At 69.9% G+C, this 23,702-nt stretch carries 22 protein-coding genes; 12 read left to right on the top strand and 10 right to left on the bottom strand.

Annotation, left to right across the window (positions count from 1 at the left end; all coding sequences use genetic code 11):
- Nucleotides 1-27 precede the first annotated feature (27 nt).
- Complete coding sequence (locus KXR53_RS19185; protein WP_437376864.1) at nucleotides 28-1,533, bottom strand: ABC transporter substrate-binding protein; 1,506 nt, start codon at nucleotides 1,531-1,533, stop codon at nucleotides 28-30.
- Nucleotides 1,534-1,793: 260 nt separating this feature from the next.
- Here KXR53_RS19185 and KXR53_RS19180 point away from each other — a divergent pair, with 260 nt between their 5' ends.
- Genes KXR53_RS19180 through KXR53_RS19165 form a run of 4 tightly spaced genes read left to right on the top strand, consistent with a single transcriptional unit; the run spans nucleotide 1,794 to nucleotide 5,945 of the window.
- Nucleotides 1,794-2,945, top strand: a complete 1,152-nt coding sequence (locus KXR53_RS19180) for a sialidase family protein (protein WP_437376863.1) — start codon at nucleotides 1,794-1,796, stop codon at nucleotides 2,943-2,945.
- Nucleotides 2,942-3,892, top strand: a complete 951-nt coding sequence (gene pdxA, locus KXR53_RS19175; RefSeq protein ID WP_437376862.1) for a 4-hydroxythreonine-4-phosphate dehydrogenase PdxA — start codon at nucleotides 2,942-2,944, stop codon at nucleotides 3,890-3,892. Before KXR53_RS19180 ends, pdxA begins: the two co-directional genes overlap by 4 nt.
- The gene (locus tag KXR53_RS19170) at nucleotides 3,889-4,809 is read left to right on the top strand and encodes a dihydrodipicolinate synthase family protein (RefSeq protein WP_437376861.1); all 921 of its coding nucleotides are present in this window, start codon (nucleotides 3,889-3,891) and stop codon (nucleotides 4,807-4,809) included. Before pdxA ends, KXR53_RS19170 begins: the two co-directional genes overlap by 4 nt.
- 20 nt (nucleotides 4,810-4,829) lie before the next feature.
- Nucleotides 4,830-5,945: an iron-containing alcohol dehydrogenase gene (locus tag KXR53_RS19165; RefSeq protein WP_437376860.1), complete on the top strand. Its 1,116-nt coding sequence runs from the start codon at nucleotides 4,830-4,832 to the stop codon at nucleotides 5,943-5,945.
- Between the two features lie 4 nt (nucleotides 5,946-5,949).
- On the opposite strand, the gene KXR53_RS19160 is transcribed toward KXR53_RS19165, so the two are convergent.
- From KXR53_RS19160 to ehuB, 7 genes are read right to left on the bottom strand one after another with little or no spacing between them, the layout of a single operon-like run.
- Nucleotides 5,950-6,690 (bottom strand): FadR/GntR family transcriptional regulator, encoded by a 741-nt coding sequence (locus tag KXR53_RS19160; protein ID WP_437376859.1) that lies wholly within the window; start codon nucleotides 6,688-6,690, stop codon nucleotides 5,950-5,952.
- Between the two features lie 9 nt (nucleotides 6,691-6,699).
- Nucleotides 6,700-7,866: a four-carbon acid sugar kinase family protein gene (locus KXR53_RS19155; protein ID WP_437376858.1), complete on the bottom strand. Its 1,167-nt coding sequence runs from the start codon at nucleotides 7,864-7,866 to the stop codon at nucleotides 6,700-6,702.
- 58 nt (nucleotides 7,867-7,924) lie between these two features.
- Nucleotides 7,925-8,644, bottom strand: coding sequence for a GntR family transcriptional regulator (locus KXR53_RS19150; protein WP_437376856.1), 720 nt, complete (start codon nucleotides 8,642-8,644; stop codon nucleotides 7,925-7,927).
- Nucleotides 8,644-9,447, bottom strand: coding sequence for an ectoine/hydroxyectoine ABC transporter ATP-binding protein EhuA (gene ehuA, locus KXR53_RS19145; protein WP_437376855.1), 804 nt, complete (start codon nucleotides 9,445-9,447; stop codon nucleotides 8,644-8,646). Before ehuA ends, KXR53_RS19150 begins: the two co-directional genes overlap by 1 nt.
- Nucleotides 9,444-10,112, bottom strand: a complete 669-nt coding sequence (gene ehuD, locus KXR53_RS19140; protein ID WP_437376854.1) for an ectoine/hydroxyectoine ABC transporter permease subunit EhuD — start codon at nucleotides 10,110-10,112, stop codon at nucleotides 9,444-9,446. The genes ehuA and ehuD overlap by 4 nt, the downstream gene beginning before the upstream one ends.
- A complete protein-coding gene (gene ehuC / locus KXR53_RS19135; protein ID WP_437376853.1) occupies nucleotides 10,109-10,837 on the bottom strand; it encodes an ectoine/hydroxyectoine ABC transporter permease subunit EhuC in 729 nt (242 codons plus the stop codon). Before ehuC ends, ehuD begins: the two co-directional genes overlap by 4 nt.
- A 50-nt stretch (nucleotides 10,838-10,887) precedes the next feature.
- On the bottom strand, nucleotides 10,888-11,748 hold the full coding sequence (gene ehuB / locus KXR53_RS19130) for an ectoine/hydroxyectoine ABC transporter substrate-binding protein EhuB (protein WP_437376852.1): 861 nt from the start codon (nucleotides 11,746-11,748) through the stop codon (nucleotides 10,888-10,890).
- 257 nt (nucleotides 11,749-12,005) lie between these two features.
- On the opposite strand from ehuB, the gene KXR53_RS19125 reads away from it, so the two are divergent.
- Genes KXR53_RS19125 through KXR53_RS19105 form a run of 5 tightly spaced genes read left to right on the top strand, consistent with a single transcriptional unit; the run spans nucleotide 12,006 to nucleotide 18,224 of the window.
- Complete coding sequence (locus KXR53_RS19125) at nucleotides 12,006-13,181, top strand: M24 family metallopeptidase (RefSeq protein ID WP_437376851.1); 1,176 nt, start codon at nucleotides 12,006-12,008, stop codon at nucleotides 13,179-13,181.
- Nucleotides 13,181-14,437: a sarcosine oxidase subunit beta family protein gene (locus KXR53_RS19120; protein WP_437376850.1), complete on the top strand. Its 1,257-nt coding sequence runs from the start codon at nucleotides 13,181-13,183 to the stop codon at nucleotides 14,435-14,437. The genes KXR53_RS19125 and KXR53_RS19120 overlap by 1 nt, the downstream gene beginning before the upstream one ends.
- A 7-nt stretch (nucleotides 14,438-14,444) precedes the next feature.
- Complete coding sequence (locus KXR53_RS19115) at nucleotides 14,445-14,756, top strand: sarcosine oxidase subunit delta (RefSeq protein WP_437376849.1); 312 nt, start codon at nucleotides 14,445-14,447, stop codon at nucleotides 14,754-14,756.
- Nucleotides 14,753-17,713 (top strand): sarcosine oxidase subunit alpha family protein, encoded by a 2,961-nt coding sequence (locus KXR53_RS19110; RefSeq protein ID WP_437376848.1) that lies wholly within the window; start codon nucleotides 14,753-14,755, stop codon nucleotides 17,711-17,713. Before KXR53_RS19115 ends, KXR53_RS19110 begins: the two co-directional genes overlap by 4 nt.
- On the top strand, nucleotides 17,706-18,224 hold the full coding sequence (locus KXR53_RS19105; protein WP_437376847.1) for a sarcosine oxidase subunit gamma: 519 nt from the start codon (nucleotides 17,706-17,708) through the stop codon (nucleotides 18,222-18,224). Before KXR53_RS19110 ends, KXR53_RS19105 begins: the two co-directional genes overlap by 8 nt.
- 83 nt (nucleotides 18,225-18,307) lie before the next feature.
- Here KXR53_RS19105 and KXR53_RS19100 read toward each other — a convergent pair whose 3' ends face one another.
- Entirely contained in the window at nucleotides 18,308-19,090 is a 783-nt protein-coding gene (locus tag KXR53_RS19100; protein WP_437376846.1) for a glucose 1-dehydrogenase, read from the bottom strand.
- A 36-nt stretch (nucleotides 19,091-19,126) separates the two neighbouring features.
- Nucleotides 19,127-20,101 (bottom strand): sugar-binding transcriptional regulator, encoded by a 975-nt coding sequence (locus KXR53_RS19095; protein WP_437376845.1) that lies wholly within the window; start codon nucleotides 20,099-20,101, stop codon nucleotides 19,127-19,129.
- Nucleotides 20,102-20,362: 261 nt separating this feature from the next.
- Here KXR53_RS19095 and KXR53_RS19090 point away from each other — a divergent pair, with 261 nt between their 5' ends.
- The 3 genes from KXR53_RS19090 to KXR53_RS19080 are packed head-to-tail and all read left to right on the top strand — an operon-like array spanning nucleotide 20,363 to nucleotide 23,676.
- Entirely contained in the window at nucleotides 20,363-21,244 is an 882-nt protein-coding gene (locus KXR53_RS19090) for a transketolase (protein WP_437376844.1), read from the top strand.
- A complete protein-coding gene (locus KXR53_RS19085) occupies nucleotides 21,241-22,191 on the top strand; it encodes a transketolase family protein (RefSeq protein ID WP_437376843.1) in 951 nt (316 codons plus the stop codon). The genes KXR53_RS19090 and KXR53_RS19085 overlap by 4 nt, the downstream gene beginning before the upstream one ends.
- Before the next feature lie 3 nt (nucleotides 22,192-22,194).
- Nucleotides 22,195-23,676 carry an FGGY-family carbohydrate kinase gene (locus KXR53_RS19080; RefSeq protein WP_437376842.1) on the top strand — a complete coding sequence of 494 codons (1,482 nt, stop codon included), beginning with the start codon at nucleotides 22,195-22,197 and terminating at the stop codon, nucleotides 23,674-23,676.
- Nucleotides 23,677-23,702 lie beyond the last annotated feature (26 nt).

The raw sequence follows: 23,702 nt of genomic DNA, 5'->3' as shown, positions 1-23,702 counted from the left end.
CCCGATCCGCCCTCCGCATGCGGATGCTTACTTGAAGCCGATCTCGGACAGCTGCAGCTGCGAGTTCGTGGCGATGGTCGGCTTGAAGTCGATCCGCTCGTTCACGCGGGCGAAGCTGACCATGTGGAACAGCAGCACGTCCGCCACCACGTCGTCGTGAAGATAGGCGAAGAGCTCGGACCAGAGCTTCGCGCGCTCCTCGCCCGAGGCGGCGCTGGCCTTCTCGATCAGCTCGTCGGCCTTCGGGTCGCTCATGCCCGACTGCCGGCCCTTCGAGTGGTACTTGAAGTACATCGAGAAGACCGGATCGCCCTTGGCGTTGTCGTGCTGCGCGGCGACGAGCTGCGGCGCGCGGCCTTCGGGATAGGGCTTGGAGTAGAGGCCCTCGAACTCCGCGACCTCGTACATCTTCAGGTCGACGGTGAAGCCCGCGCTCTTCAGCATGTCGAGCAGCGCCTCCATCACCTCCGTGACGTTCGGGAAGTTGTTGGTGCGGCCGACCAGCTCCAGCTTGGTGTCGACCGGAACGCCATCGGCGCGTGCCTGGGCCAGCAGGGCCTTCGCCCCGTCCGGATCATAGGCCGGCACCTTGACGTCCTTGTTCCAGCCCAGCGTCGTGGGCGGGACGATGGCGGTCGCCAGCTCCGTCCCCTTCGGCAGGACCGTGCCGATGAAGGCCTCGCGGTCCACCGCCATGTTCAGGGCCTGGCGCACGCGCTTGTCGTTGAGCGGCGCCATGGAATGGTCGAGGCGCAGATAGAAGGTCTCCGAATTCAGATAGGAGAAGTCGGTCGCCGGGTTGGTGGCATCCTGCTCCGAGATCGAGGGGGCGATGTCGGCTTCGCCCGTTTCCACCATCGCCGCCCGGACCGCGGAATCCGGACGGAACACATAGGTCGCCTTGGTCACGGCCGGCTCCTTGCCCCAGTAGCCGTCGCGGCGTTCGAGGACGAGCCTCTGCCCAGGCGTCCATTCCGACAGCACATAGGGGCCGGTGCCGACCGGCTTGCGCGTGAACTCGACCGGCGTCTCCGACGGCACGATGGTCACCAGCGACATCAAAAGCGGCAGGATCGGCTGGGCGGGGTCGGCGGTGATGTCGATGGTATGGTCGTCCACCACCTGGGCCGAGACCGTCATGCCGCCGAAATAGCGTGGCGTCTCGCAGCTGATCTTGTCGCTCATCGCGCGCTCGATCGAGTGCTTGACGTCGCTGGCGTCGAAGGCCGAACCGTCGGAGAATTTCACGCCCTGGCGCAGATGGAAGCGCCAGGTCTTGTCGTTGACCGCCTCCCAGCTCTCCGCCAGCCGCGGCACCAAGCCCTTGCCGCCGCCGACATCCAACTCGGTCAGCGTCTCCGAGACGTTCTCGAGGATGATGCGGCCGATATTGGAGCGCGTCGCCATGCAGGGCTCGACGAGGTCGACATCCTCGCCCAGCACGATGGTGACATCGGTCTTGGTCTGCGCGAGCGCCGGGCCGATGGACAGCGCCGCGAGCGCGGCGCCGATCAGCGGAAATCTGGGCAACACTTTTGGTCTCCTTGGTCCGCCTCCCTGTTGCCAGGACTATGGATCTCTCGCCTATTGTTGTCAATATCGAGTCCAATGATCGCTCGATACCGGTTCCGATTGAACTTTTAATTATATGAAAAACAAGGAAATTTATCGGATTCCGACGTGTCGGATGGTCGTTTTCCGCGTCGATACAACTTGACAACTATCGGATGGGCCAGCATCGTGCGGCATCCTGGATGTGGGCGGAGGAGCGGTTGAGCCCCGACGAGATTGCCATGCGCATGACGGGCGTCGTCGCTCCCGGCCCGGCGGGGCGGCACGAGGCCTTCCTGCCGTCGCCTGTCGTGCAGAACCATGCCGCCTTCCTGGCCTTCCTGCCGGACGGCACGCTCGCCTGCGCCTGGTTCGGCGGCACGATCGAGGGCGCGTCGGACATCTCGATTCATGTTTCGACCTTGGCGCCCGGTGCCGCGCAATGGAGCGCCGCGCGGCGGATGAGCGACGATCCCGCGCGGTCGGAGCAGAACCCGGTGATCTTCGTCGATCCGGATGGCGGCGTGTGCCTGGTCCACACCGCACAGCCCGCGGGCAACCAGGATGAATGCCTGCTGCGCTGGCGCGCGCTCGACGTCGCGGGCGGGCAGGTCTCCGCCGGGACGGCGCGCGAGCTCGACCTGCCGCGCGGCAGCTTCGTGCGGGCGCCGATCGTCATCCGCGACGACGGCGCCTGGATGATGCCGGTCTTCCGCTGCATCGGCGTGCCCGGCCGGCGCTGGACCGGCAGCCACGACACCTCTGCGGTCGCCGTCAGCCGCGACCGGGGCGAGAGCTGGACACTCACCGAGGTGCCGGGCTCGGTCGGCTCGGTGCACATGACGATCGTGCCGCTCGAGGGCGGGTGCCTGGCCGCCTTCTACCGCCGCCGGCAGGCGGATTTCGTGCACCGTTCTGAAAGCATGGATGGCGGGCGGACATGGTCGGCGCCGCAGCCCACGGACGTTCCGAACAACAACTCCTCGATCAGCGCTATCCGCCTGTCCGACGGCCGCGTGGCGCTGCTGTGCAACCCGTCCTCGGCCGCCACCTCGCAGGCCCGGCGCCGGTCGCTCTATGACGAGCTCGGGGAGGGCGATGCGCGCCCCGACGCGGAGGGCGGCTGCGCGCCGGTCTGGGGCGTGCCACGCGCGCCGCTGTCCCTCTGCGTCTCGGAGGATGGCGGCCTGACATTCCCGCTGCGGCGCGTCGTCGAGGACGGGGAGGGGACCTGCCTCACCAACAATTCGCTCGACGGCCGGAACGGCGAGCTGTCCTATCCTTCCCTGCTGGAGGGCCCGGACGGCGCGCTCCATCTCGCCTTCACCTATCACCGGCGGGCGATCAAATACGTGCGGCTCGCCCCCGGCTGGATCGACGGATACGGAGCATGAGCCAGATCATCGGCATCACCATGGGCGACCCGGCCGGGGTCGGCCCCGAGATCACCGTCAAGGCGGTGGCCGAGATGAGCGCCGAGGACAGGGCGCGCACCCGGATCTTCGGCAACCGGCCGACACTCGAGGCGGCGGCGAAGGCCGTGGGCGTCGCGGTCGACCTCGACGGCATCGTCGAGGACATCCCGGTCGAGGGGGCGCCGCTGCCCTGGGGCAAGCTGAGCCCCGCGGCTGGCGCGGCCGCCTTCCGGTTCATCGAGGCGGCGGTGCGCGCGGCCGAGGCCGGCCGCATCGGCTGCATCGTCACGGCCCCGATCAACAAGGAAGCGCTGAACGCGGCCGGCCATCACTATGACGGCCATACCGGCATGCTGGCGGCGCTGACCGGCACGAAGTCCGCCTTCATGCTGCTGGCGTCGGACCGGCTGAAGGTGATCCATGTCTCGACCCATGTGTCGCTGCGCGGCGCCATCGATCGGGTGGCGCCGGAGCGGGTGCTGGCCACCATCCGCGCCGGCGACGGCCATCTGAAGCGGCTCGGCTATCCGGCGCCGCGCATCGCCGTCGCCGGGCTCAATCCGCATTGCGGCGAGAACGGCCTGTTCGGGGACGAGGACGACCGCCTGATCGCCCCCGCCGTGGAAGCTGCCCGGGCCGAGGGGATGGATGTCCGCGGCCCGATCCCGGCCGACACCGTCTACTACCGCGCCTATTCCGGCGAGTTCGACCTGGTGGTGGCGCAGTATCACGACCAGGGGCACATCCCGATCAAGCTCACCGCCTTCGACACGGCGGTAAACGTCTCGATCGGCCTGCCGATCGACCGGACCTCGGTCGACCACGGCACCGCCTTCGACATCGCCGGCACGGGCCAGGCCAAGCACGTCAACATGAACGCGGCTATCGCCTATGCGCGGCGCCTGGTCGCCGGGAAGCCGGCATGACCGCTTCGACCGAGCCTGAGATCCGCGGCGTCTTCTGCGCCGCCGCCACGCCGTTCAACGCCGACGGCAGCGTCGATCACGCCGTCTTCGCGGCCCATTGCCGGGCGCTGATCGAAGAGGGGTGCCATGGCGTCGCGCTGCTCGGCACCACCGGCGAAGCCAATTCGCTCGGCCTGTCCGAGCGCATGGCGGTGCTGGACAGGATCATCGAGGCCGGCGTCGATCCCGCCTGGCTGCTGCCGGGGACGGCCCAAACCGCGGTCACCGACACGATCGCGCTGACGCGCCACGCCTGCCGGGCCGGCGTCCGGGCGGTGCTGCTGCTGCCGCCCTTCTACTACAAGGGCGTCGGCGAGGAGGGGCTGTTCCGCGCCTTCGCCGGCGTCATCGAGGCGGTCGGAAGCGACCGCCTGCGCGTGATCCTCTACCACATCCCGCAGGTGTCCGGCGTCGGCATTCCCCACGTGGTGATCGCCCGGCTGCGCGAGGCGTTCCCCGGCATCGTCTGCGGCATCAAGGACAGCTCCGGCGACCTCGGCAACATGCAGGCGATGATCCGCGCCTTCCCGGGCTTCGGCGTCATGGCCGGCGCGGACCCGCTGATGCTGCCGGTGCTCGAGGCGGGCGGGGCAGGGTGCATCACCGCGAGCTCCAACCTGATCGCGGCCGACCTGCGCTTCGTGTTCGAGCATTGGAATTCGCCCGAGCAGGCGGCGGCCGTCGCCGCGGCGCAGGAGCGGATCGTGCGCTGGCGCGAGCTGACCAACGCCTATGTCCAGCTGCCGACCGTGAAGGCGATGCTCGCCCGCCGCCGGGGCGGCGGCGGCTGGCTGCAGGTGCGCCCGCCGCTGGTGGAGCTGACGCCGGAGGAGCGCGAGGACGTCTGGGCGCGGATGGCCCGGCTGGAAGCGGAGTGAAGGGGCAGGCGATGCAGGGGATGGCACGGGCGATCACGCTCCACCAGCCGAAGCGGCTCGAGATCGGCGCCGGGGCGGCCCGCCGGCTGGGGGAATGGGCGTCGGGCTGCCGGCGCATCCTCGTCCTCGCCGCCGAGCACACGCGGGGCTTCGTCGACCGGCTGGCGCTCGACAGCCCGGTGACGGTGTTCGCGGACGTGCGGGCCGAGCCCGAGACGGCGGAGCTGGACGCCGCGCTCGCCACCGCGCGCGAGGCGAAGCCGGAGCTGATCGTCGGGCTCGGCGGCGGGTCAGTGATGGATGTGGCGAAGCTCGTCGCCGTGCTCTGGGACAGTGATCAGACGCTGCGGGACGTCGTTGGCCCCAACCGCGTGCAGGGCCGCCGCACCCGGCTGGCGCAGGTGGCCACCACCTCCGGCACCGGGTCGGAGGCCGGCATCCGCGCCCTGGTCACCGACGTGGCGACCCGGTCGAAGCTGGCGGTCGAGAGCCCGCACATGCTGGCCGACATCGCGATCCTGGATCCGGAGCTCACCCATTCCGTGCCGCCCGCGGTCACCGCGGCGACCGGCGTCGACGCGCTGGCCCATTGCGTCGAGGCCTTCACCAACATCAAGGCGCACGACCTGATCGACTCCTATGCCCGGATGGGGATGCGCCTGATCGGCGAATATCTCCCGCGCGCGGTCGCGAACGGCGCGGACACCGAGGCCCGGGCCGGCATGATGCTCGCCTCCTATTACGGCGGGCTCTGCCTCGGGCCGGTCAACACTGCGGCCGGCCACGCGCTGGCCTATCCGCTGGGCACGCGGCTGGGCCTGGCGCACGGCCTGGCCAACGCGATCATCTTCCCGCATGTGCTGGCCTTCAACGCGCCCGCGCGGCCGGACAAGACGGCCGAGATCCTCGCCGCGCTCGGACTCGCCCCCGCGCAGGATCCCGAGACGGTCCTGGCGTCGGCCCATGCCTTCTGCCGTGATCTCGGGGTCGAGATGCGGCTCGCCCGCCACGGCGCCCGGGCGGAGGACCTGCCCGGCTGGGCCGAGGAAGCGCATGCGATCCGGCGCCTGATGGACAACAATCCGCGCGAGATGAGCGTCGCCGACGTGCTCGGCGTCTATCGGGCGGCGATGTAGCCGCCTATTCGCCGGCGGAGGCGACCGGGTCGGCGGGGTGCCGCCGGCCTTCGAACAGGCGGTCGCGCGAGCCGCTGAGATGGCTGCGCATCTGCGCCCGCGCCAAATCGGGCTTGCGGTCGCGGATCGCCTCGAAGATGGCGTTGTGCTCCTCGAACACCTCGCGCAGCCCGTGTGCGGTCAGCTTCAGCGAGAGGCCGTGGAATTGCATGCCCACGGCGATGTGGTCCTTCAGCGCTTCCATAGCCTTGGCGAAATACTGGTTCCGGGACGCCCGGGCGATGGCGAGATGGAACATGTAATCGGCATCCTCGCGGTGCCGGTGCCGGTTGGTCGCATCCCGCATCAGCTCCAGCGCGTCCTGGATGGCCTGCAGCGACTGGGCGTCGTGGCGCTCCGCCGCCTGGGCGGCGGCCTCCGGCTCCAGCGTCAGGCGGAACTCGTAGCACTGCTGCAGATGCGAGATGTTCTCCACCTGCCCGAAGCCGAGCGGCTCCTTGAGGCCGAAGCGGCGCACGAAGCTGCCCGACCCCTGGCGCGAATAGACGAAGCCCTGGTCGCGCAGCCGCTTCAGCGCATCGCGCACCACCGGGCGCGACACCTGGAATTCGGCGGCCAGCTCATGCTCCGTCGGCAGGCGCTCATCCGCCTCATAGGCGCCGGACTTGATCGACCGCAGCATCCTCTCGAAGACGAGGTCCGCGAGCCGCTTGCGAGGCGCGAGTTTCTGTTCCTGAGCCGCCATCGCCATCCCTCACCCGCCGCAGACCGCATCGGCGATCAGCTTCAAGGCCTCGGTGGAGCCGAAGCCGCCGGATTTGGTGATCAGCACGAACCCGCCGGCCCGTGCCAGCGGCATGCCCGGCAGGACCTCGCCCGACAGCCGCACCCGGCCGATGCCCAGCCGCGCCAGCACCTTGGCGGCGGTGGCGCCGCCGGTGAGCAGCAGCATGGTGCGACCGTTCAGGCAGGTGCGGCAGAGGCTCTCGGCCAGCGCCGACACCACCGCCTCGCCCGTCGCGGGCGCATCGCCCGGTACTGCCTGCAGCAGGGTGAGGCGCCCGGCCTCTTCCCAGACGGAATGCGCGGGCGCATCGCCGTTGGGCGCCGGAATATAGCACAGGCCGGAATGGCCCTCGCGCAGGGCGTTCACCTGGGCCAGCGTGATCGGATCGCGCGAGCCGACGACCATGCTCAGGCGCATGCCCGGCGGGACGGCGCAGGCCACCAGCGTGTCGGAAAGCATGCCGGCCAGGGCCTCGGCCAGGCCGCGGGCGCCGACCAGCAGCGCTCCGTCGGCGGCGGCGAGCGCGCCCGCCATGTCCTCCCCGCTCAGCGTGTCCGGCACCGTCGACCGGCCGGCGTGCCGGCCGAGCGCCGCCGCGACCGGGATGGGCGTATCGACGCCGAAGCCGGAAAGCGATCCGTCCCGCACGATGCGGCCGAATTCCGGAATGGCCGGGAGCACCAGCAGCCGTTCGGCAGGCAGGGCCGACAATTCGGCTTCGATATTGCCCTTCAGCCGGGAGTCGATCTTCTTGAACAGCCGAAGGCCCGCGGGCAGGGCGCCCGCCACCCGCGCCACCCTCTCTGCCGCCGCGTCCGGCGCAAGCTCGCGGCTCTGAGTCGAGACGGAGAGGATGTCGGGCGCTTCCGCCAGGGCCGGCCCGAGATCGGCGAGGTCGGCCACGACGATGGTCGCCAGCCCCCTCCCGGCGAAGGGCGCCGCCGCGTCGAGAGCGCCGGTGAGATCATCGGCGATGATGGCCAGCTGCGGGCGCGCCGACGGCTGTCGCGTATCGAGCATTCGGAAGGGCTGACATCTTACAATTTCAATCCGAACTGTGCACCACAAGGCGTTCCAGATCAATTGGTTGTCGGTGCTGCCCTGCGAAGAAGATGACAAGTTGACGAGGCGCATCCGCCGCCCCGGAGGTGGGTGCGGCGCGGCGATGTGACCGACCCGGCCTCGGGCCCGGCTATCCTTGGCCAGCCTTCGGCGCCGCCAGCGCCCGCTCCGCGTAGCGCATCATGCGGGTGAAGCTCATGGAGATATGGGCGCGCCGGATGTGGCCGATCGCCTCGAGGTCGCCGATCTCGGCCGCCGCCAGCACCTCCTCCATCTCGCGGCGGAAGGCGGCGATCTCCTCGGCGAGGCCGAGCTTCGGCATCAGCTTCAGCACGACGCGCACGACCTGGAAGTAGAGACGCTCGTTGATCTCGCGCAGCGGCTGGTTCCCGGTCATCGAGCTCAGCGCCATGAAGAAATCCATGTTGAGGCGCGCATAGGCCCGGCGGTCGGTGGCGTGGTGATCGAGGTCGCATTGGGCGATCAGCGAGCGGACCCGGTCGAGGTCCTCTGCCGTCCAGGGAAGTGGCGACAGGCGCCCGATCAGCAAAGCGAGCTCCGTCCTGAGGCGATAGACCTGGGCCAGATCCTCGATCTCGACATCGGTCACGATCGTGCCGACGCCGTGACGGGGCTCGACCAGGCCTTCCGACTCCAGCCTCGCCAGGACGCGGCGGATGGGGGTCCGGCTGGTCTGGAACTCCTCGGCCAGCTCCTCCTCCGAAAGCCGGGTTCCCGGCGGATAGTCCAGGAGGCAGATGCGGTCGCGGAGGATGCGGTAGACGCGCTCGAAGCGCTCCTTCGCCGACAACTTCCCCTCCGGCTCCCGCGGCTGCGACTCGTCGGGCATCAGACGGCTTCCAGCACGGCGCGCAGGAACTGCCTGGTCCTCTCGTTCTCGGGAGAGCCGAAGATCTTTTCCGGCGGGCCCTGCTCACAGATCCGGCCGCTGTGGAAGAAACAGACCCGGTCGGCGAACTCCTTGGCGAAGCCCATCTGGTGCGTGACCATCAGCATCGTCAGGTCGAGCTCGGCCCCCAGCTTGCGAATGACGTTCAAGACTTCTCCCACCAGCTCCGGATCGAGGGCGGAGGTGACCTCGTCAAAGAGCATCACCTTGGGCCGCATGGCAAGCGCTCGGGCGATCGCGACCCGCTGCTGCTGGCCGCCGGAGAGCTGCGACGGATAATGGTTCAGCTTGTCGCTGAGGCCGACCATCTCGAGCAGATCCTTGGCCCGTGCCTCGGCCTCGGCCCTTGGCAGGCCGAGCACGGTGCAGGGCGCCTGGGTACAGTTCTTCAGCGCCGTCATATGCGGGAACAGGTTGAAGTGCTGGAACACCATGCCGATCTTGCCGCGCATGCGCCGCAGGTGGCGGCTGTCGGCCGGAACCAGCTTGCCGTTCCGCGGCATGCTGGTCAGCGGCTCGCCGTCCACATAGATGACGCCGCCATTGATTTGCTCCAGGGTCATCAGCATCCGCAGGACGGTGGTCTTGCCCGATCCCGACGGGCCGATGATCGCCACCTTCTCCCCCGGGGCGACGTCCAGGCAGAGCTCGTCGAGGACGACCAAGGGGCCGTAGCTCTTCGTCACATGGTCGAAGCGCACCATCGGCTCGTTGCTGGTCGTCGCAGTCGTTTGCGCGGTCATGTGTGGGTGATCCGTCGGTTGAGCCAGGTTTCGACCAGGCGCACGAGAACCGCCGCGACCAGGCTGAAGATCAGGAAGATGATGCCGACGATGGTGATCGGCTCGGTGTAGCGGAAGTTCTCGGAGCCGATGATCTTGGCGGTCTGCATCAGCTCCAGCACCGCGATGGCGGAGAGGAGCGGCGTGTCCTTGAATAGGGCGATCAAGTAGTTGCCGAGCGCCGGGACCACGGGCGGGATCGCCTGGGGGATGATGATGTCGCGGAAGGTGTGGAAGGGGGAGAGGTTGAGGGCGGTCGACGCCTCCCATTGGCCGCGCGCGACATTGGCCAGGCCGGCGCGGTAGACCTCCGAGCAATAGGTCGCGTAGTGCAGCCCGAGCGCCAGGACCCCGGCCGTCATCGCGTCGAGGGCGAGGCCGAACTGCGGCAGCACGAAGTAGATGAAGAAGATCTGGATCAGGAGCGGCGTGGAGCGCACGCCCTCGATGAACCCGGTCAGGGGCACCGCCAGCCATCGTGGGCCGTACATCCGGCCAATGGCGAAGGCGAGGCCGAGGATGGCGGCGATGACGAAGCCGAGGACGGTGGCCTGAACCGTGATCAAGGAGGCTCTGATCAGAAGCGGCAGGATCTCCTGGGTGAAATCCCAGTCCCAGAACATCATTGCGGCCTCCCGCGGCTCGTGCCACGGGCCGCAACGCCTTCGAGCCCGTGCATGGCGATCGTGATCAGGAGAGCGATCGCCAGATACATGACGAGGACGATCGAGAAGATCTCCACCGTGCGATAGGTGGTCGCGTTCATCTGCTGCGCCTTGAACGCCAGGTCGGAGATCGTGATCAGCGACACCAGCGCGGTCGACTTCAGGAGCTCAATGAACAGGTTGCACCACGGCGGGACCATGGCGACCAGCGCCTGCGGCAGGATGATGTCGCGCAAGGCCTGGAGGCGCGACATGTTGAGGGCAGTCGTGGCCTCCCACTGGCCGCGCGGGATCGACCGCACCGCGCCGCGCACGACCTCGGAGCCATAGGCGCCGATGTTCAGGCCGAGGGCCAGGATCGCGACCGTGACGGGCTCGAGGGTGACGCCGAACTGCGGCAGGACGAAGAACAGCCAGAACAGCTGGACCAGGGCCGAGGTGCCCCGGAAGATCTCGATATAGGCGATCGCCAGCCAGCGCAGCGGCCAGGGGGCGTACATCTTGGCCATCGCCGCGACGAAGGCGCAGACGACCGCGAGCACGGCCGCGCCTGCCGTGATCGCGATTGTCATGAATCCGCCTTCGAGCAGGCCGGGCAGGAAGATCTTGAAATCGGCGAAGCTGGCGACGACCAGGCCGGCGACGAAGGCCAGGATCGCGCAGACGGTCATGGAGCGGACGCCCATCGTGCCTCCCCTCGGGATATGGGCCCGGGCGGCGCCGGGCTCGCGCCGGCTCAGTTGCCGGCGCAGAGCTCCGCCGTCGTCTTCGTCGGCAGGAAGCCCTCGCCGAAGCCGAACGGCGTCACCAGGGCGATGTGCTCCGGGCTGCCGATGAAGGTCTTCAGCTCGGCGTTGAACGCCTCGTAGAGATCCTTGTCGTCCTTGCGGAAGGCGACGCCGCCATGGCCGACCACCGATTGGCCCGCGACCGTGCCGAAGGGCGGGGTGGATTCCACGCCGTCGTTCTTCTTGGCCATGTCGGCGATCGACAGCGCCGTCAGGGCGGCGGCGTCGGCCCGGCCGGCCTGGACGGCCTTCACCAGGCTCGACTGGTCGGGCAGCAGGACGAGCTGAGTTTGATCGATGCCCGCGTCCTTGGCGTATCCGGACTCCACGGCCCCCGACATGACGGCGAGCTTCAGGTCGGAGTCCTTGGCGATGGACTCGTAGTCTTTGATGCCCTTGGGATTGCCCTTGGGGACCAGAAAGGCCTGGCCGATGCCGTAGGTCGGCTCCGACCACTGCACCTGCTGGCAGCGCTTCGGCGTGATGAACATGCCCGCGGCGATGATGTCGAAGCGGCCCGCCTGCAGGCCGGGGATGAGCGAGCCGAACTCGGTGAGGACGCCGTCCACCTGGTTGATGCCCATCTTCTTCAGCACAGCCTTCACCACCTCGGGCGACTCGCCGGTCAGCACGCCGTCGGGTGTGGCGTAGCCGTAGGGCGCCTCGTTGGCGAAGCCGACGCGAATGTAGCCCTGGGCCTTCGCCCGCTCGAGCGTGGTTTCCGCCATCGCCGAACCGACGCCGGCAAGCATTGCGAGCCCGACGCCCAAGGCGAGCGTGGCGCGCCGCGACATGACCCACATCGTCATTCTCGTTCTCCCGTCCTCTCTGCCTCACCGCTGCGTGGCCGGGCTCCGGACGTCATGGGGCCGGATTGTCGGACCCGCAGTTAAGGAAGCCTCGCAAAAATTTGCCCGGCGATCAATAGATGTACACATATATGCTTCCAAAAATGCGCATAACCTTGACTTTCTCGGCGAACCGCCCTGTCATTCGACCATTGATGTACACAACTGGCGCGGCGGGTCCCGCGGCGCGTGGCCACCCAGACATCGGTCGGAACACCATGGTCGACGACGACATCCATCCCGGGCCGCTGGCCGCGCCCTATTTCGACGATGAGGAGTTCGGCCGCAGGCTTGCCGCCGTCCGGCGCGCCATGGCGGCGCGCGGCATCGACACGCTCCTGGTGTCCGCTCCGGAGAACATCTTCTATCTCGTGGGCCTCGACCACTGGGGGTACTTCGCCCCGCATGTCCTGATCGTTCCGGCGGAGGGGGATCTCGTCCTCGTCACCCGTGCGATGGAGCGGGTGACGATCGCCAACCAAGTGCGCAACGCCCGCTTCGAGGGGCATCAGGACAACGAGACGGCCGCGGACGGAGTAGGGCGGGCGCTGGCCTCGCGGCCGCCGCGAACGATCGGGATCGAGGCCTGGTCCTCGGGGCTGCCCCACGGCCTGGCGCAGGCGCTGCAGCATCGACTGCCGAACTCCAAATGGATCGACGCGTCCGGCCTGGTCGACGACACCAGGATGGTCAAGAGCCCCGCCGAGCAGGCCTTCATGCGCGCGGCGGCCAGGGTGTCCGACGCCGGAGCCGCCGCGGCGGTCGAGGCCATCCGCATCGGCGCCAGCGAGCGGCACGTCGCGGCGGAATGCGAGCGCGCCATGATCGAGGCCGGCGGCACCTTCCCAGGTTTCGGGCCCTTCATCCGCTCCACCCGGCGACTCGGCGAAGAGCACACGACCTGGACCGATGACAGGTTCGGCGAAGGCGACGCCGTGTTCCTGGAACTGACGGGCTGCGTCGCGCGCTTCCACGCGCCGCTCGGGCGCCTGGTCCATGTCGGCCGTGCGCCGAAGGAGGCGCGCGAGATGGCGGCCGCCACCCAGGATGCGTTCGCCGCGGTGCTCGAGGCGATGCGGGAGGGGGCGCTGTTCCGGGACGTCTACGCGGCCTGGCAGGGCGTGGTCGACCGCGCCGGCCTGTCCCACTACCGCCGGCACCATTGCGGCTACATGGTCGGCATCGGCTTCCCGCCGAGCTGGACCGGCGGCAATAAGGTCACCGGCCTGCGCCATGACAGCGACATCGTACTCAAGTCCGGTATGAGCTTCCACGTCCTGTCCTGGCTGATGGGGACCGGGCGCGGCGACTTCTTCGTCTCCGACACCGTCCTTCTCGGCCCCGACGGGCCCGAGGTGCTGACCCGCACGCCGACCGGCGTGACGGTGCGCTGATGCAGCGCTACTCGGCCGTCTCGCTCCTGCGCCACGCCCTCTCCGGCCATAAGGGCTGGGGCCGGGCGTGGCGCGCGCCGGAGCCGAAGCGCTCCTACGACGTGGTCATCGTCGGCGGGGGCGGCCACGGCCTGGCCACGGCCTTCTACCTCGCCGAGAACCACGGCATCCGGAACGTCGCGGTGCTGGAGAAGGGCTGGATCGGCGGCGGCAATGTCGGACGGAACACCACGATCGTGCGCTCGAACTATCTGCTCGACGGCAACACCCAGTTCTACGAATTCTCCATGCAGCTCTGGGAGGGGCTGTCGCAGGCGCTGAACTTCAACGTGATGTTCTCCCAGCGCGGCCAACTGGTCCTGGCCCATTCGGCGGACCAGCTCGACGCCTTCAGCCATCGCGCCAACATCATGCGGCTGAACGGCATCGACGCGGAGATCCTCGACCGCGACGAGGTGCGCCGCCTGACCCCCTATCTCGACTTCTCCGACACCGCGCGGTTCCCGATCGCGGGCGGCATCTTCCAGGGGCGGGCGGGGACGGCGCGGCACGACGCCGTGGCCTGGGGCTATGCCCGCGCCGCCGATAGGCACGGCGTCGACATCATCCAGGGCTGCGAGGTCACGGATTTCGTCCGCGACGGCGGGCGCATCACCGGCGTGGTGACGACGCGCGGGACCATCCATGCCGGCAGGGTGGGGCTCGCCGTTGCGGGGCATACCAGCGTGCTCGGCGCCAAGGCGGGGCTCGACCTGCCGATCGAGAGCCACGTTCTGCAGGCCTTCGTCACCGAACCCCTGAAGCCGCTGGTCCAGCATGTCGTCGCCTATGGGGCCGACCATTTCTACATCAGCCAGTCCGACAAGGGCGGCCTCGTCTTCGGCGGCGGCCTCGACGGCTTCAACTCCTACGCCCAGCGCGGCACCCTCGCGGCCGTGCGCGACGTCGCCGAGGCCGCGGTCGCGCTGATGCCCTGCATCTCCCGCCTGCGTCTGCTGCGGCACTGGGGTGGCGTGATGGATATGACGCCGGATGCCAGCCCGATCATCTCCCCGACGCCGGTCGACGGGCTTCATCTCAACGGCGGCTGGTGCTATGGCGGCTTCAAGGCGACGCCCGCCTCGGGCTGGTGCTTCGCCCACACCCTCGCGACGGGCGAGCCGCACCCCCTGAGCGCCGCCTATACCCTCGACCGCTTTCGCACCGGATGGACGATCGACGAAGCCGGCGCCGGTCCATACGCCTGGCTGCAATAGGGTTCCCATGCTTCGCATCGACTGCCCCTGCTGCGGGCCGCGCGACCATGACGAGTTCCGCTATGGCGGCGACGCGTCCGTGGCCCGCCCCGCCCCCGACGATCAGGATTTCGAGGCCTGGTACGCCTATGTCTTCGTCCGGGCCAATCCCAAGGGCATTCATCGCGAATACTGGCAACACGTCATGGGCTGCCGGCAGTGGCTGGTCGTCGCGCGCGACACGACGAGCCACGTCATTACTTCCGTGTCCCTTGCCAGGGAGCTTCGGGCCCAGGACCTCCAGGCCAGGGACGTCCGGGCCGAGGAACTCCAGGCATGACCCCGCGTGACCACAGGCTTGCCGAGGGCGGCCGCATCGACCGCAGCCGACCGATCGCGTTCACCTTCGACGGTCGGAAGCTGACCGGGCTGCATGGCGATACGTTGGCCTCGGCGTTGCTGGCGAATGGGGTATGGCTGGTCGGGCGCAGCTTCAAGTACCATCGCCCGCGCGGCGTCACCACCGCCGGGCCGGAGGAGCCGAACGCGCTCGCCACGCTCGGGTTGGGGGCGCGGCGCGAACCGAACGTCCCGATGACGACGGTCGAGCTCGTGGACGGGCTGGTGGCGGACAGCCAGAACCGCTGGCCATCGCTCGCCTTCGACCTCCAGTCGGTCAACGGCCTGTTCGGCCCGCTGCTCGCGGCGGGCTTCTACTACAAGACCTTCATGGGGCCGACGCGCCGGGCGTGGCGGGTCTACGAGCATTTCATCCGCAAGGCGGCGGGTCTCGGCCGGGCCGCCACCGCGCCAGACCCGGACCTCTACGATGTCCGCCACGCCTTTACCGATGTGGTGGTGATCGGCGGCGGCCCGGCCGGACTCTCGGCCGCGTTCACCGCAGGCTGCGCCGGCGCCCGGGTGATGCTGGTCGAGCAGGATTTTCTGCTCGGCGGCTCGCTGCTGTCCGAGCCCGTGGACGGGCCGGCCGCCGCCTGGCTGGCCGAGATCGCCGGCGTCCTCCGGGAAATGCCGAACGTCACGATCGCCACGCGGACGACCGCGTTCGGCCTCTATGACGGGATGACCTTCGGGCTGGTGGAGCGTCATGACCATGAGCGTCCCGATCCCGCCTCCGGCCGGGCTCGGCAGAGCCTCATCCTGCTGCGGGCGAAGGCGGCGGTGTTCGCCACCGGCGCGCTGGAGCGGCCGCTCGTCTTTCCCGACAACGACCGGCCGGGGGTGTTGCTGGCCTCCGCCGCGCGCACCTATCTCAACCGCTTCGCCGTTCTTCCCGGCCGGCGCGTCGTCGTGGCGACGGACCATGACGGCGGCTACGCGACCGCACTCGATCTCGCCCGGGCCGGAGCGGCCGTGACCGTCGCCGATGTCCGCCCGGAGATCGGGCGAGACCTGCTCGACGCGGCGCGCCACGACCGGGTCGAGGTCCGGCCGGGCACCCGGATCGCCAACCTCCGCGGCACGCTCGCCGTCCGCGGGGCGACGCTGCTCGGCCCGGACGGTGCCCGCGCCGACATGGCCTGCGATCTCGTCTGCGCCTCGGGCGGCTGGTCGCCCGCCATCCATCTGACCTCGCATCTCGGCGTGAAGCCAGTGTATCGCGAGGACATCGGCGCCTTCGTCCCCGGCCCGTTCGGGGCGGCGCAGTTCGGGGCAGGCGCCGTGATCGGCACCGTCTCCGCCCGCGGCGCCGTTGAGGACGGCCATCGGGCCGGCGCCGAGGCCGCCGCCTTCTGCGGCAGCCCCGGCCGGCCGGCGGCGCCGCCGAGCCTGGACCTGGCCGAAATTCCGCCGTCCGCTGCCGCGCGGGCGCTGCCGCCCGCTCCAGGGAAAGCCTTCGTCGATCTGCAGAACGACGTCACGACGCAGGACATCAAGCTGGCGCATCGCGAGGGCTACGAGTCGGTCGAGCATCTGAAGCGCTACACCACCCTCGGCATGGGGACCGACCAGGGCAAGACCAGCAATCTCAACGCCATCGCGCTGATGGCGGGGCTGCGCGGAGCCGCGGTCCCGGCGGTGGGCACGACGACCTTCCGTCCGCCCTACACGCCCGTCGCCATCGGCGCGCTGGCCGGGCGGAACGTCGGCCACCACTTCCGCCCGATCCGGCGCACGCCTATGCACGACTGGCACGTCGCCAACGGCGCCAAGATGCTCGAGGTCGGGCTGTGGCTGCGGCCCTGGTATTACCGCGCCTCCGGCCGCGACGTGAACGAGGCCTATGTCGCCGAGATGCGGGCGGTCCGGGAGGCCGCGGGCCTGGTGGACATCTCGACGCTCGGCAAGATCGACCTGCAGGGCCCGGATGCGGCCGTGCTGCTCGACCGGGTCTATGCCAACGGCTTCGCCTCCCTCGCTGTCGGCAAGGCCCGCTATGGCGTGATGCTGCGCGACGACGGCATCGTGCTCGACGACGGGACCGTCACCCGGATCGGGCCGGACCGCTATTTCGTGACCACCTCGACCGCCAAGGCCGCCGACGTGCTGTCCTGGCTCGAATTCCTGCTCGACACCGCGTGGACCGATCTGCGTGTCTCCGTCACCTCCGTCACCGATGAATGGGCGGGCATGTCGGTGGCCGGCCCACGAAGCCGGGAGATCCTGGCCGCGGCCTTCCCGGGGATCGACGTCTCGAACGAGGCTCTGCCCCATCTGGGCGCCCTCGACACCGAGCTCGATGGCCAGCCGCTGCGGATCCTGCGCCTCAGCTATTCCGGCGAGCGCGCCTATGAGGTCTATGTCGGCGCGGCCGAGGGGGAAGCGACCTGGCGCCGGCTGCTCGCCGCCGGCGAGGCGTTCGGGCTGAAGCCCTACGGAGTCGAGGCGCTGGGCGCGCTGCGTATCGAGAAGGGGCATGTCGCCGGCCCGGAGATCGACGGCCGGACGACGCTCGATGATCTCGGGCTCGGGCGGATGATCGGCAAGCGGAACGCCTTTGTCGGGGCCGTGCTGCGGCAGCGGGAAGCGCTTCGTGCCCCGACGCGGCCGCGGCTCGTGGGACTGATGTGCCTCGAGGCCGGCAAGCGCCTGCGCGGCGGGGCGGTGCTCTTCGCGCCCGACGACCCGATCAGCGGCCACGGCCGGGGCCGGGTCACGTCTGTGACCTACAGCCCAACCCTCGGGGCCTGGGTCGCCCTCGGCCTCTTCGCTGCCGACCGGGCGGAGCAGGGGGCGGAGGTGATCGCGGCCCATCCGGTCAAGGGCGAGACCGTGCGGGCGCGCATCGTCTCCCTGGTGTTCCTCGATCCCGAAGGGAAGCGGCTCCATGGCTGAGGACCTGGACACCGGGCCCGTCGCGCTTGCGGAGATGACGGGCTGGTCTCTGACCCAGATCGATTGCTGGCCCGGTTCTAAGTCTTCGGTCGAGGACCGCCTGGCCGGCCTCTGCGGCCTCCCGATGCCGCGGGTGGTCGGCGAGACGGTACAACGCGGCGTGCGGCGTGCGATCCGGATCGCCCCGGCGCGGCTGTGGCTCGTCGACGATGCGCCGTCCGGAACCTGCGGGCCGACCGGAATGGCCGACGCGGCGTTGGTCTCGCTGAGCCATGGCCGGCGGCGGTTTCGGCTGTTCGGGCACACGGCCCGGGATGTTCTCGCCCGCTGCGTCGCGCTCGACTGGGACGCGCCGGCCCTGTCGCCGTCCCGGGCGGCGCAGACCTCGATCCATCGGGTTCCGATCCTGCTGGTCAGGGACGCGCCGGATGCGTTCGAACTGTTCGTCCCCCGAAGCTTTGCCCAGGCCGTGCGGGAGCAACTCGAAGATGCAGCCCGCGGCGCGGATTGACCTGCCGCAGGGATCTCGGCCGAGTGTGGGGCGGCGACGTGGCCTTCGGCCTCTCCGCCGGAACTGCTGCCTGCCGTTCGCCGCTACGACATGATCAGGCCGCCATCGACATTGATGGTCTGGCCAGTGATATAGGCGGCGTCGTCGCTGGCCAGGAAGGCGACCAGGCCGGCCACGTCTTCGCCCGTGCCGGCGCGGCCCATCGGGATACCGCGCACCCATTCCGCCATCAGCTCGCCCGGCTTGTAGTCGCCCAGCAGCTTGCCCCAGGCGGTGTCGTTGTAGGCCCACATGTCGGTGTCGATGATGCCGGGGCAGAAGGCGTTCACGGTGATGCCTTCCTTCGCCACCTCCTTGGCCAGGCTCTGGGTCACCCCGACCACGCCGAATTTCGAGGCGGCATAGTGCGGCGTGAAGATGAAGCCCTGCCGCGCCTGGCCGGAGGCGGTGTTGATCAGCCGGCCGCCGCGGCCGTGCTTGCGCATCCGGCGGATCGCCTCCTGGCAGCACAGGAAGACGCCCTTGGTGTTGACCGCCAGAACCTTGTCCCATTCCGCCTCGGTCATGTCCTCGATCCGGGCGATGGTGATGACGCCGGCGTTCTGGATCGAGATGTCGACCGTACCGAAGCGCCGTTCCGCCTCGTCGTAGAGGGCCGCGACCTGGGCCGGGTCGGTGACGTCGGCGATGAAGGACGCGGTGCGGCCGCCATCCGCCTCGATCCGGGCCGCGGTCTCGGCCACGGCGGGCTCGTTGGCGGCCAGCAGCACGGACGCGCCCTCGGCGGCGAAGCGGCGGGCGATGGCGGCGCCGATGCCGCGGCTGGCGCCGGTGATGACGACGGTCTTGTCGGTGAAGCGGGGCATGGGCTCTCTCCCGAATTGGTTTTTTCTTGAGGAAACTCAGCGGGCGAAGTCGCTGTCGGACTGGGCCAGCAGCTTTTCCGCCGTGAAGCGGTCGGTGATCAGGATGTTGATGTGCCGGCCGAGGAGGGCGCCGCGGATCGCCGCCACCTTGCGGGCGCCGCCGGCGACGCCGACGACGCGGGGGACGGCACGGATCTCGTCCAGCGACATCGAGATCACCCGGTCGTCCAGCGGCGTCTGGACCGGCGCGCCATAGGCGCCGAAGAAGCGCAGGCAGATGTCGCCGACGCCGCCGGCCCTGCCTACCGCCTCCAGCTCCTCGCCGGTGAAGACGTTGCCGCTGTTGGCCAGCATCTTCGACGGCTCGACCGCGCCGATGCCGACCAGCGCCAGGGTGATGCGCCGCCACTGCTCCATCGTCGCCCGCACATAGGGGTCGGCCAGCAGCGCCCGCTTGGCCGAGGCCGACCCGGCGACGCCGGGGGCGGGGAGGAGCTGGGGCTGCGACCCGGTGAGCTGAGCGAGCCGGGTGGTCAGGTGTGTGGCGTGGCCCTGCACCGCGGGGTTGCCCATGCCGCCCAGCATCTGCACCACCCGATCCGCCGCCACCCGCTTCAGCGGGTTGACGGCATCGACCATGCGCAGCAACGACGCGCTCCAGGACGAGATGCCGATCACCTCGCCCTGATCCAGCGTGGTCTCCAGGAAATGCGCCGCGGCGTCGCCGATGCCGGCCAGGATCGATTCCTCGCGGTCCTCGCCGCATTCGGCGACGATCGCCTCGGTCAGGCCGAAGCGGTCGCGCAATCCGGTCTCCAGGTCGACATAGGTGCCGCGCGGCGCGTTGATCGTGATCCGGACGATCGATTCCTCTTCGGCCCGCTTCAGCAGGCGAGAGATCGTGGCCTGCGAGATGTGCAGCCGCTGCGAGATGTCGGACTGCTTCAGCCCGTCGACGTAATACATCTGCGCCACCCGGGTGATCAGGCGAAGCTCGTTGACGCGGCTCATCGGTGCGCTGCCTTGACGGTGGGTTGCGCGATCGGCTGATTCGAAAGTTTATGCATAGTAATTTGATTATTCAGACGCTGTCCGACGTCCGGTCAAGCGGAAGCTGCGCGCTATCATCGCCATATCCCAGAATTTCCTCCCAACCCTCCACTCTGGTGCCTCGAGGACGCGCCGTCGAGCCGATCGGCTTGACGCGGTTCCGACTCATGGCTAGCATGAATTTAAATCTAACTATGAATAATTATTCAAACCGGAGGAGCGGTGCTCGACCCCAAGCCCCCATTCGCCATCGACGCTGTCCCCGACGCGGCGCGGATCGCCGCGGCGGACGGGGCCGAGCGGGCGCGCCTCCTGGCCGGGGCGGCGGCGGAGATCCGCGCCTCGGTCCTGCGCATGATCGGCCAGGCCGGCCTCGGCCATGTCGGCGGCGACCTGTCGGTGACCGACATCCTGGCGACGCTGTTCTTCGGCGTGCTCGACCTCGATCCTGCCGATCCGGCCCGGCCCGACCGCGACCGCCTCATCCTCAGCAAGGGCCACTGCGCCGCTGCGCTCTACAGCACGCTGGCGCTGCGCGGCTTCATCCCGGCGGATCTGCTCGGCAGCTTCATGGCGCCGCTCTCGGTGCTGAACGGCCACCCGAACCGGCGCAAGGTGCCGGGGGTGGAGGCGAACACCGGCCCGCTCGGCCACGGCCTGCCGATCGGCGTCGGCTGCGCCGTCGCGGCGCGGCTGGCCGGCGCCCCCTGGCGCACCTTCGTCGTGCTCGGCGACGGCGAGCTGCAGGAGGGCAGCAACTGGGAGGCGGCGATGTCCGCCGGCCATCGCGGCCTCGACAATCTGACCGCCATTGTCGACCGCAACCGGCTGCAGCAGGGCGCCCGCACCGAGGACACCAACCGGCTGGAGCCTCTGGCCGACAAATGGCGCGCCTTCGGCTGGGAGGTGGTCGAGCTGGACGGCCACGATCACGCCGCCCTGTGGTCGGCCTTCACTGCGGCACCGGCGGGCAAGCCGCGCTGCGTCATCGCCCGCACGATCAAAGGCAAGGGCGTGTCCTTCATGGAGGACCGGGTGGAGTGGCACCACAAGGTGCCGACGCCGGCGCAGATCGAGCAGGCGCTGGCGGAGGTGGCGGGATGAGCGCCGATATCGTCGTCCAGGCCGGCACCTTCGACTGCCGCAAGGCCTTCGCCGAGACGCTGATCGAGCTGGCGCGGACCGACCGCCGTATCGTCGCCGTGTGCAACGACTCCGTCGGCTCCAGCAACCTCACCGCCTTCGCCGCCGAATTCCCCGACCGGCTGGTCAATGTCGGCATCGCCGAGCAGGCCATGGTCGGGGTCGCCGCCGGCCTGGCCAATGGCGGGTTCGTGCCCTTCGTCTGCGCCGCCTCGCCCTTCCTGACCGGTCGGGCGCTGGAGCAGATCAAGGCCGATGCGGCCTACAGCCACCACCACATGGTGCTGTGCGGTATGAGCCCGGGCATGGCCTATGGCGAGCTGGGGCCGACCCATCATTCGATCGAGGATCTGGCCTGGACCCGGGCGATTCCGGAGCTGACGGTGATGGTGCCGGCCGACCCGGCCCAGACCCGCGCGGCAGTGCGCTGGGCCGCGGGCGCCGGCCGCCCGGTCTTCCTGCGCATCGGCCGCTTCCCGGTGCCGGAGGTGACGCCACCCGGCGCCGCGTTCGGCGAGGGCGCGACACAGCAGCTGCGCGACGGCGGCGACGTCACGCTGGTGGCGACCGGCACCATGGTGTCGCGGGCGCTGGCGGCGGCGGAGCTTCTGGCGGGGGAGGGGGTTGAGGCCCGCGTGCTGAACGTCGCCACACTCAAGCCGCTGGACCCCGAGCCGTTGCTGCGCGCGGCGGCCGAGACCGGCCGCATCGTCACCGTCGAGGAGGCGGTGGTGCAGGGCGGCCTGGGCGGTGCCGTGGCCGAGGTCGTGTCGCAGGCGCATCCGGTGCCGATGCGCATCCTCGGCGTCACCGGCTTCGCCCCGACCGGCGACACCGCCTTCCTGCTGGATCATTTCGGGCTGAACCCGGCCGGCATCGCCGCCGCTGCCCGCGAGCTGGTGGGCTGAGCCATGCCGGCGCCGCTGCTCCTCGCCATCGACCAGGGCACCAGCTCCACCAAGGCGCTGCTGGTCGATGCCGCGGGCGTGGTGGCGGCGCGCGGCGCGGCGCCCTTGGGCGAGATGCATCCCCGGCCCGGCTGGGTCGAGCAGGATCCGATGGCGATCTGGGACAGCGTCCGCGCGGCCGTGGCCGCCTGCCTGGAGGGGCAGGATCCGAAGGCGGTCGCCGCGGTCGGCTTCAGCACCCAGCGCGAATCCCTGCTGATGTGGGACCGCCGGACCGGCGAGGCGCTGTCGCCGCTGATCAGCTGGCAGGACCAGCGCACCGGCGCGCTGTGCGAGGCGCTGCGCTCGCCCGATTCCGAGCGGCTGGCGCGCGAGCGCAGCGGCCTGCCGCTCGACCCGATGTTCTCGGCGGCCAAGGCGAAGTGGCTGCTCGACAGCCTCGACCCGGACCGCATCCGCGCGAAGTCCGGGGATATCTGCCTCGGCACCGTCGACGCCTGGCTGCTCAGCCGCTTCGGCGGCGAGGCGGTGACCGAGGCCGGCAACGCCTCGCGCACCCAGCTGCTGGACGTCTGCCGCGCCGCCTGGGACCCCGATCTGATGGACTTGTTCGGCGTGCTCGAGGCGGCGCTGCCGCGGGTGGTGTCCTCGATTGGGCCGTTCCCGTCCGTCCGTGGCCTCGACCCGCTGCCGGACGGCGTGCCGGTCGCGGCGGTGCTGGGCGATTCCCATGCCGCGCTGTTCGCCCACGGCGCCTTCGTTCCCGGCCAGATCAAGGCGACGATGGGCACCGGCTCCTCGGTCATGGCGCTGATCGACCGCGCCGATACGCTCGATCCCGGCCTGTGCCTGACCATCGCCTGGTCGGTCGACGGGCCGGCGCTGGCCGCCGAAGGCAATATCCGCTCCGCCGGGTCGACGCTGCGCTGGGCGGCGGAGCTGCTGGGCCTGTCGACCCAGGAGCTGGCGGATCTGGCGGCGAATGCCTCCGGCGACGGCGTGTTCCTGGTGCCGGGATTCAACGGGCTCGGCGCACCCTGGTGGGACCTGAACGCGGTCGGCCTCCTGGCTGGCTTCACCCTCGGCACCGGACGCGCCGCGGTCGCCCGCGCGGCGCTGGAATCGATCCCGCACCAGATCGCAGACGTGGTCGAGGCCATCGACCGCAGCGTCGGCCAGGTCCGGACGCTTCATGTCGACGGCGGCCCGACCCGCAACCCGGTGCTGATGCAGGCCCTGGCCGATCTCGCCGGCTGCGAGGTGCTGCGGTCGGATACGGCCGAGCTCTCGGCGCTCGGCGCGGCGCATCTGGCCGGCCTCGGCGCCGGGATCTGGTCCTGGGGCGACCTCGCGGCGCTGCCGCGGGAGCGCCACGGCTTCGCCCCGGCGATGCCGGCCGACCGGCGCCGGGCGGCGCGGGACGGCTGGCGGCGGGCGGTGCGGCGCGCCTCGGGCGCGGTGCCGCCGGAGGCGGCGGGGCGCTGAGCCGCCCCGCCTCGTGAACAGCAAGA

Source organism: Inquilinus limosus, from assembly GCF_051487185.1.
Classification (GTDB): domain Bacteria; phylum Pseudomonadota; class Alphaproteobacteria; order DSM-16000; family Inquilinaceae; genus Inquilinus; species Inquilinus limosus_F.
This window is presented reverse-complemented; position numbering and strand designations above follow the sequence as displayed.

What these genes read in the sequence shown, in the direction of transcription:
- KXR53_RS19180 (WP_437376863.1), top strand. Translation starts at nt 1,794, where the DNA reads ATGCGCATGACGGGCGTCGTCGCTCCCGGCCCGGCGGGGCGGCACGAG.
- pdxA (WP_437376862.1), top strand. Translation starts at nt 2,942, where the DNA reads ATGAGCCAGATCATCGGCATCACCATGGGCGACCCGGCCGGGGTCGGC.
- KXR53_RS19170 (WP_437376861.1), top strand. Translation starts at nt 3,889, where the DNA reads ATGACCGCTTCGACCGAGCCTGAGATCCGCGGCGTCTTCTGCGCCGCC.
- KXR53_RS19165 (WP_437376860.1), top strand. Translation starts at nt 4,830, where the DNA reads ATGGCACGGGCGATCACGCTCCACCAGCCGAAGCGGCTCGAGATCGGC.
- KXR53_RS19160 (WP_437376859.1), bottom strand. Translation starts at nt 6,690, where the DNA reads ATGGCGGCTCAGGAACAGAAACTCGCGCCTCGCAAGCGGCTCGCGGAC.
- KXR53_RS19155 (WP_437376858.1), bottom strand. Translation starts at nt 7,866, where the DNA reads ATGCGCCTCGTCAACTTGTCATCTTCTTCGCAGGGCAGCACCGACAAC.
- KXR53_RS19150 (WP_437376856.1), bottom strand. Translation starts at nt 8,644, where the DNA reads ATGCCCGACGAGTCGCAGCCGCGGGAGCCGGAGGGGAAGTTGTCGGCG.
- ehuA (WP_437376855.1), bottom strand. Translation starts at nt 9,447, where the DNA reads ATGACCGCGCAAACGACTGCGACGACCAGCAACGAGCCGATGGTGCGC.
- ehuD (WP_437376854.1), bottom strand. Translation starts at nt 10,112, where the DNA reads ATGATGTTCTGGGACTGGGATTTCACCCAGGAGATCCTGCCGCTTCTG.
- ehuC (WP_437376853.1), bottom strand. Translation starts at nt 10,837, where the DNA reads ATGGGCGTCCGCTCCATGACCGTCTGCGCGATCCTGGCCTTCGTCGCC.
- ehuB (WP_437376852.1), bottom strand. Translation starts at nt 11,748, where the DNA reads ATGACGATGTGGGTCATGTCGCGGCGCGCCACGCTCGCCTTGGGCGTC.
- KXR53_RS19125 (WP_437376851.1), top strand. Translation starts at nt 12,006, where the DNA reads ATGGTCGACGACGACATCCATCCCGGGCCGCTGGCCGCGCCCTATTTC.
- KXR53_RS19120 (WP_437376850.1), top strand. Translation starts at nt 13,181, where the DNA reads ATGCAGCGCTACTCGGCCGTCTCGCTCCTGCGCCACGCCCTCTCCGGC.
- KXR53_RS19115 (WP_437376849.1), top strand. Translation starts at nt 14,445, where the DNA reads ATGCTTCGCATCGACTGCCCCTGCTGCGGGCCGCGCGACCATGACGAG.
- KXR53_RS19110 (WP_437376848.1), top strand. Translation starts at nt 14,753, where the DNA reads ATGACCCCGCGTGACCACAGGCTTGCCGAGGGCGGCCGCATCGACCGC.
- KXR53_RS19105 (WP_437376847.1), top strand. Translation starts at nt 17,706, where the DNA reads ATGGCTGAGGACCTGGACACCGGGCCCGTCGCGCTTGCGGAGATGACG.
- KXR53_RS19100 (WP_437376846.1), bottom strand. Translation starts at nt 19,090, where the DNA reads ATGCCCCGCTTCACCGACAAGACCGTCGTCATCACCGGCGCCAGCCGC.
- KXR53_RS19095 (WP_437376845.1), bottom strand. Translation starts at nt 20,101, where the DNA reads ATGAGCCGCGTCAACGAGCTTCGCCTGATCACCCGGGTGGCGCAGATG.
- KXR53_RS19085 (WP_437376843.1), top strand. Translation starts at nt 21,241, where the DNA reads ATGAGCGCCGATATCGTCGTCCAGGCCGGCACCTTCGACTGCCGCAAG.
- KXR53_RS19080 (WP_437376842.1), top strand. Translation starts at nt 22,195, where the DNA reads ATGCCGGCGCCGCTGCTCCTCGCCATCGACCAGGGCACCAGCTCCACC.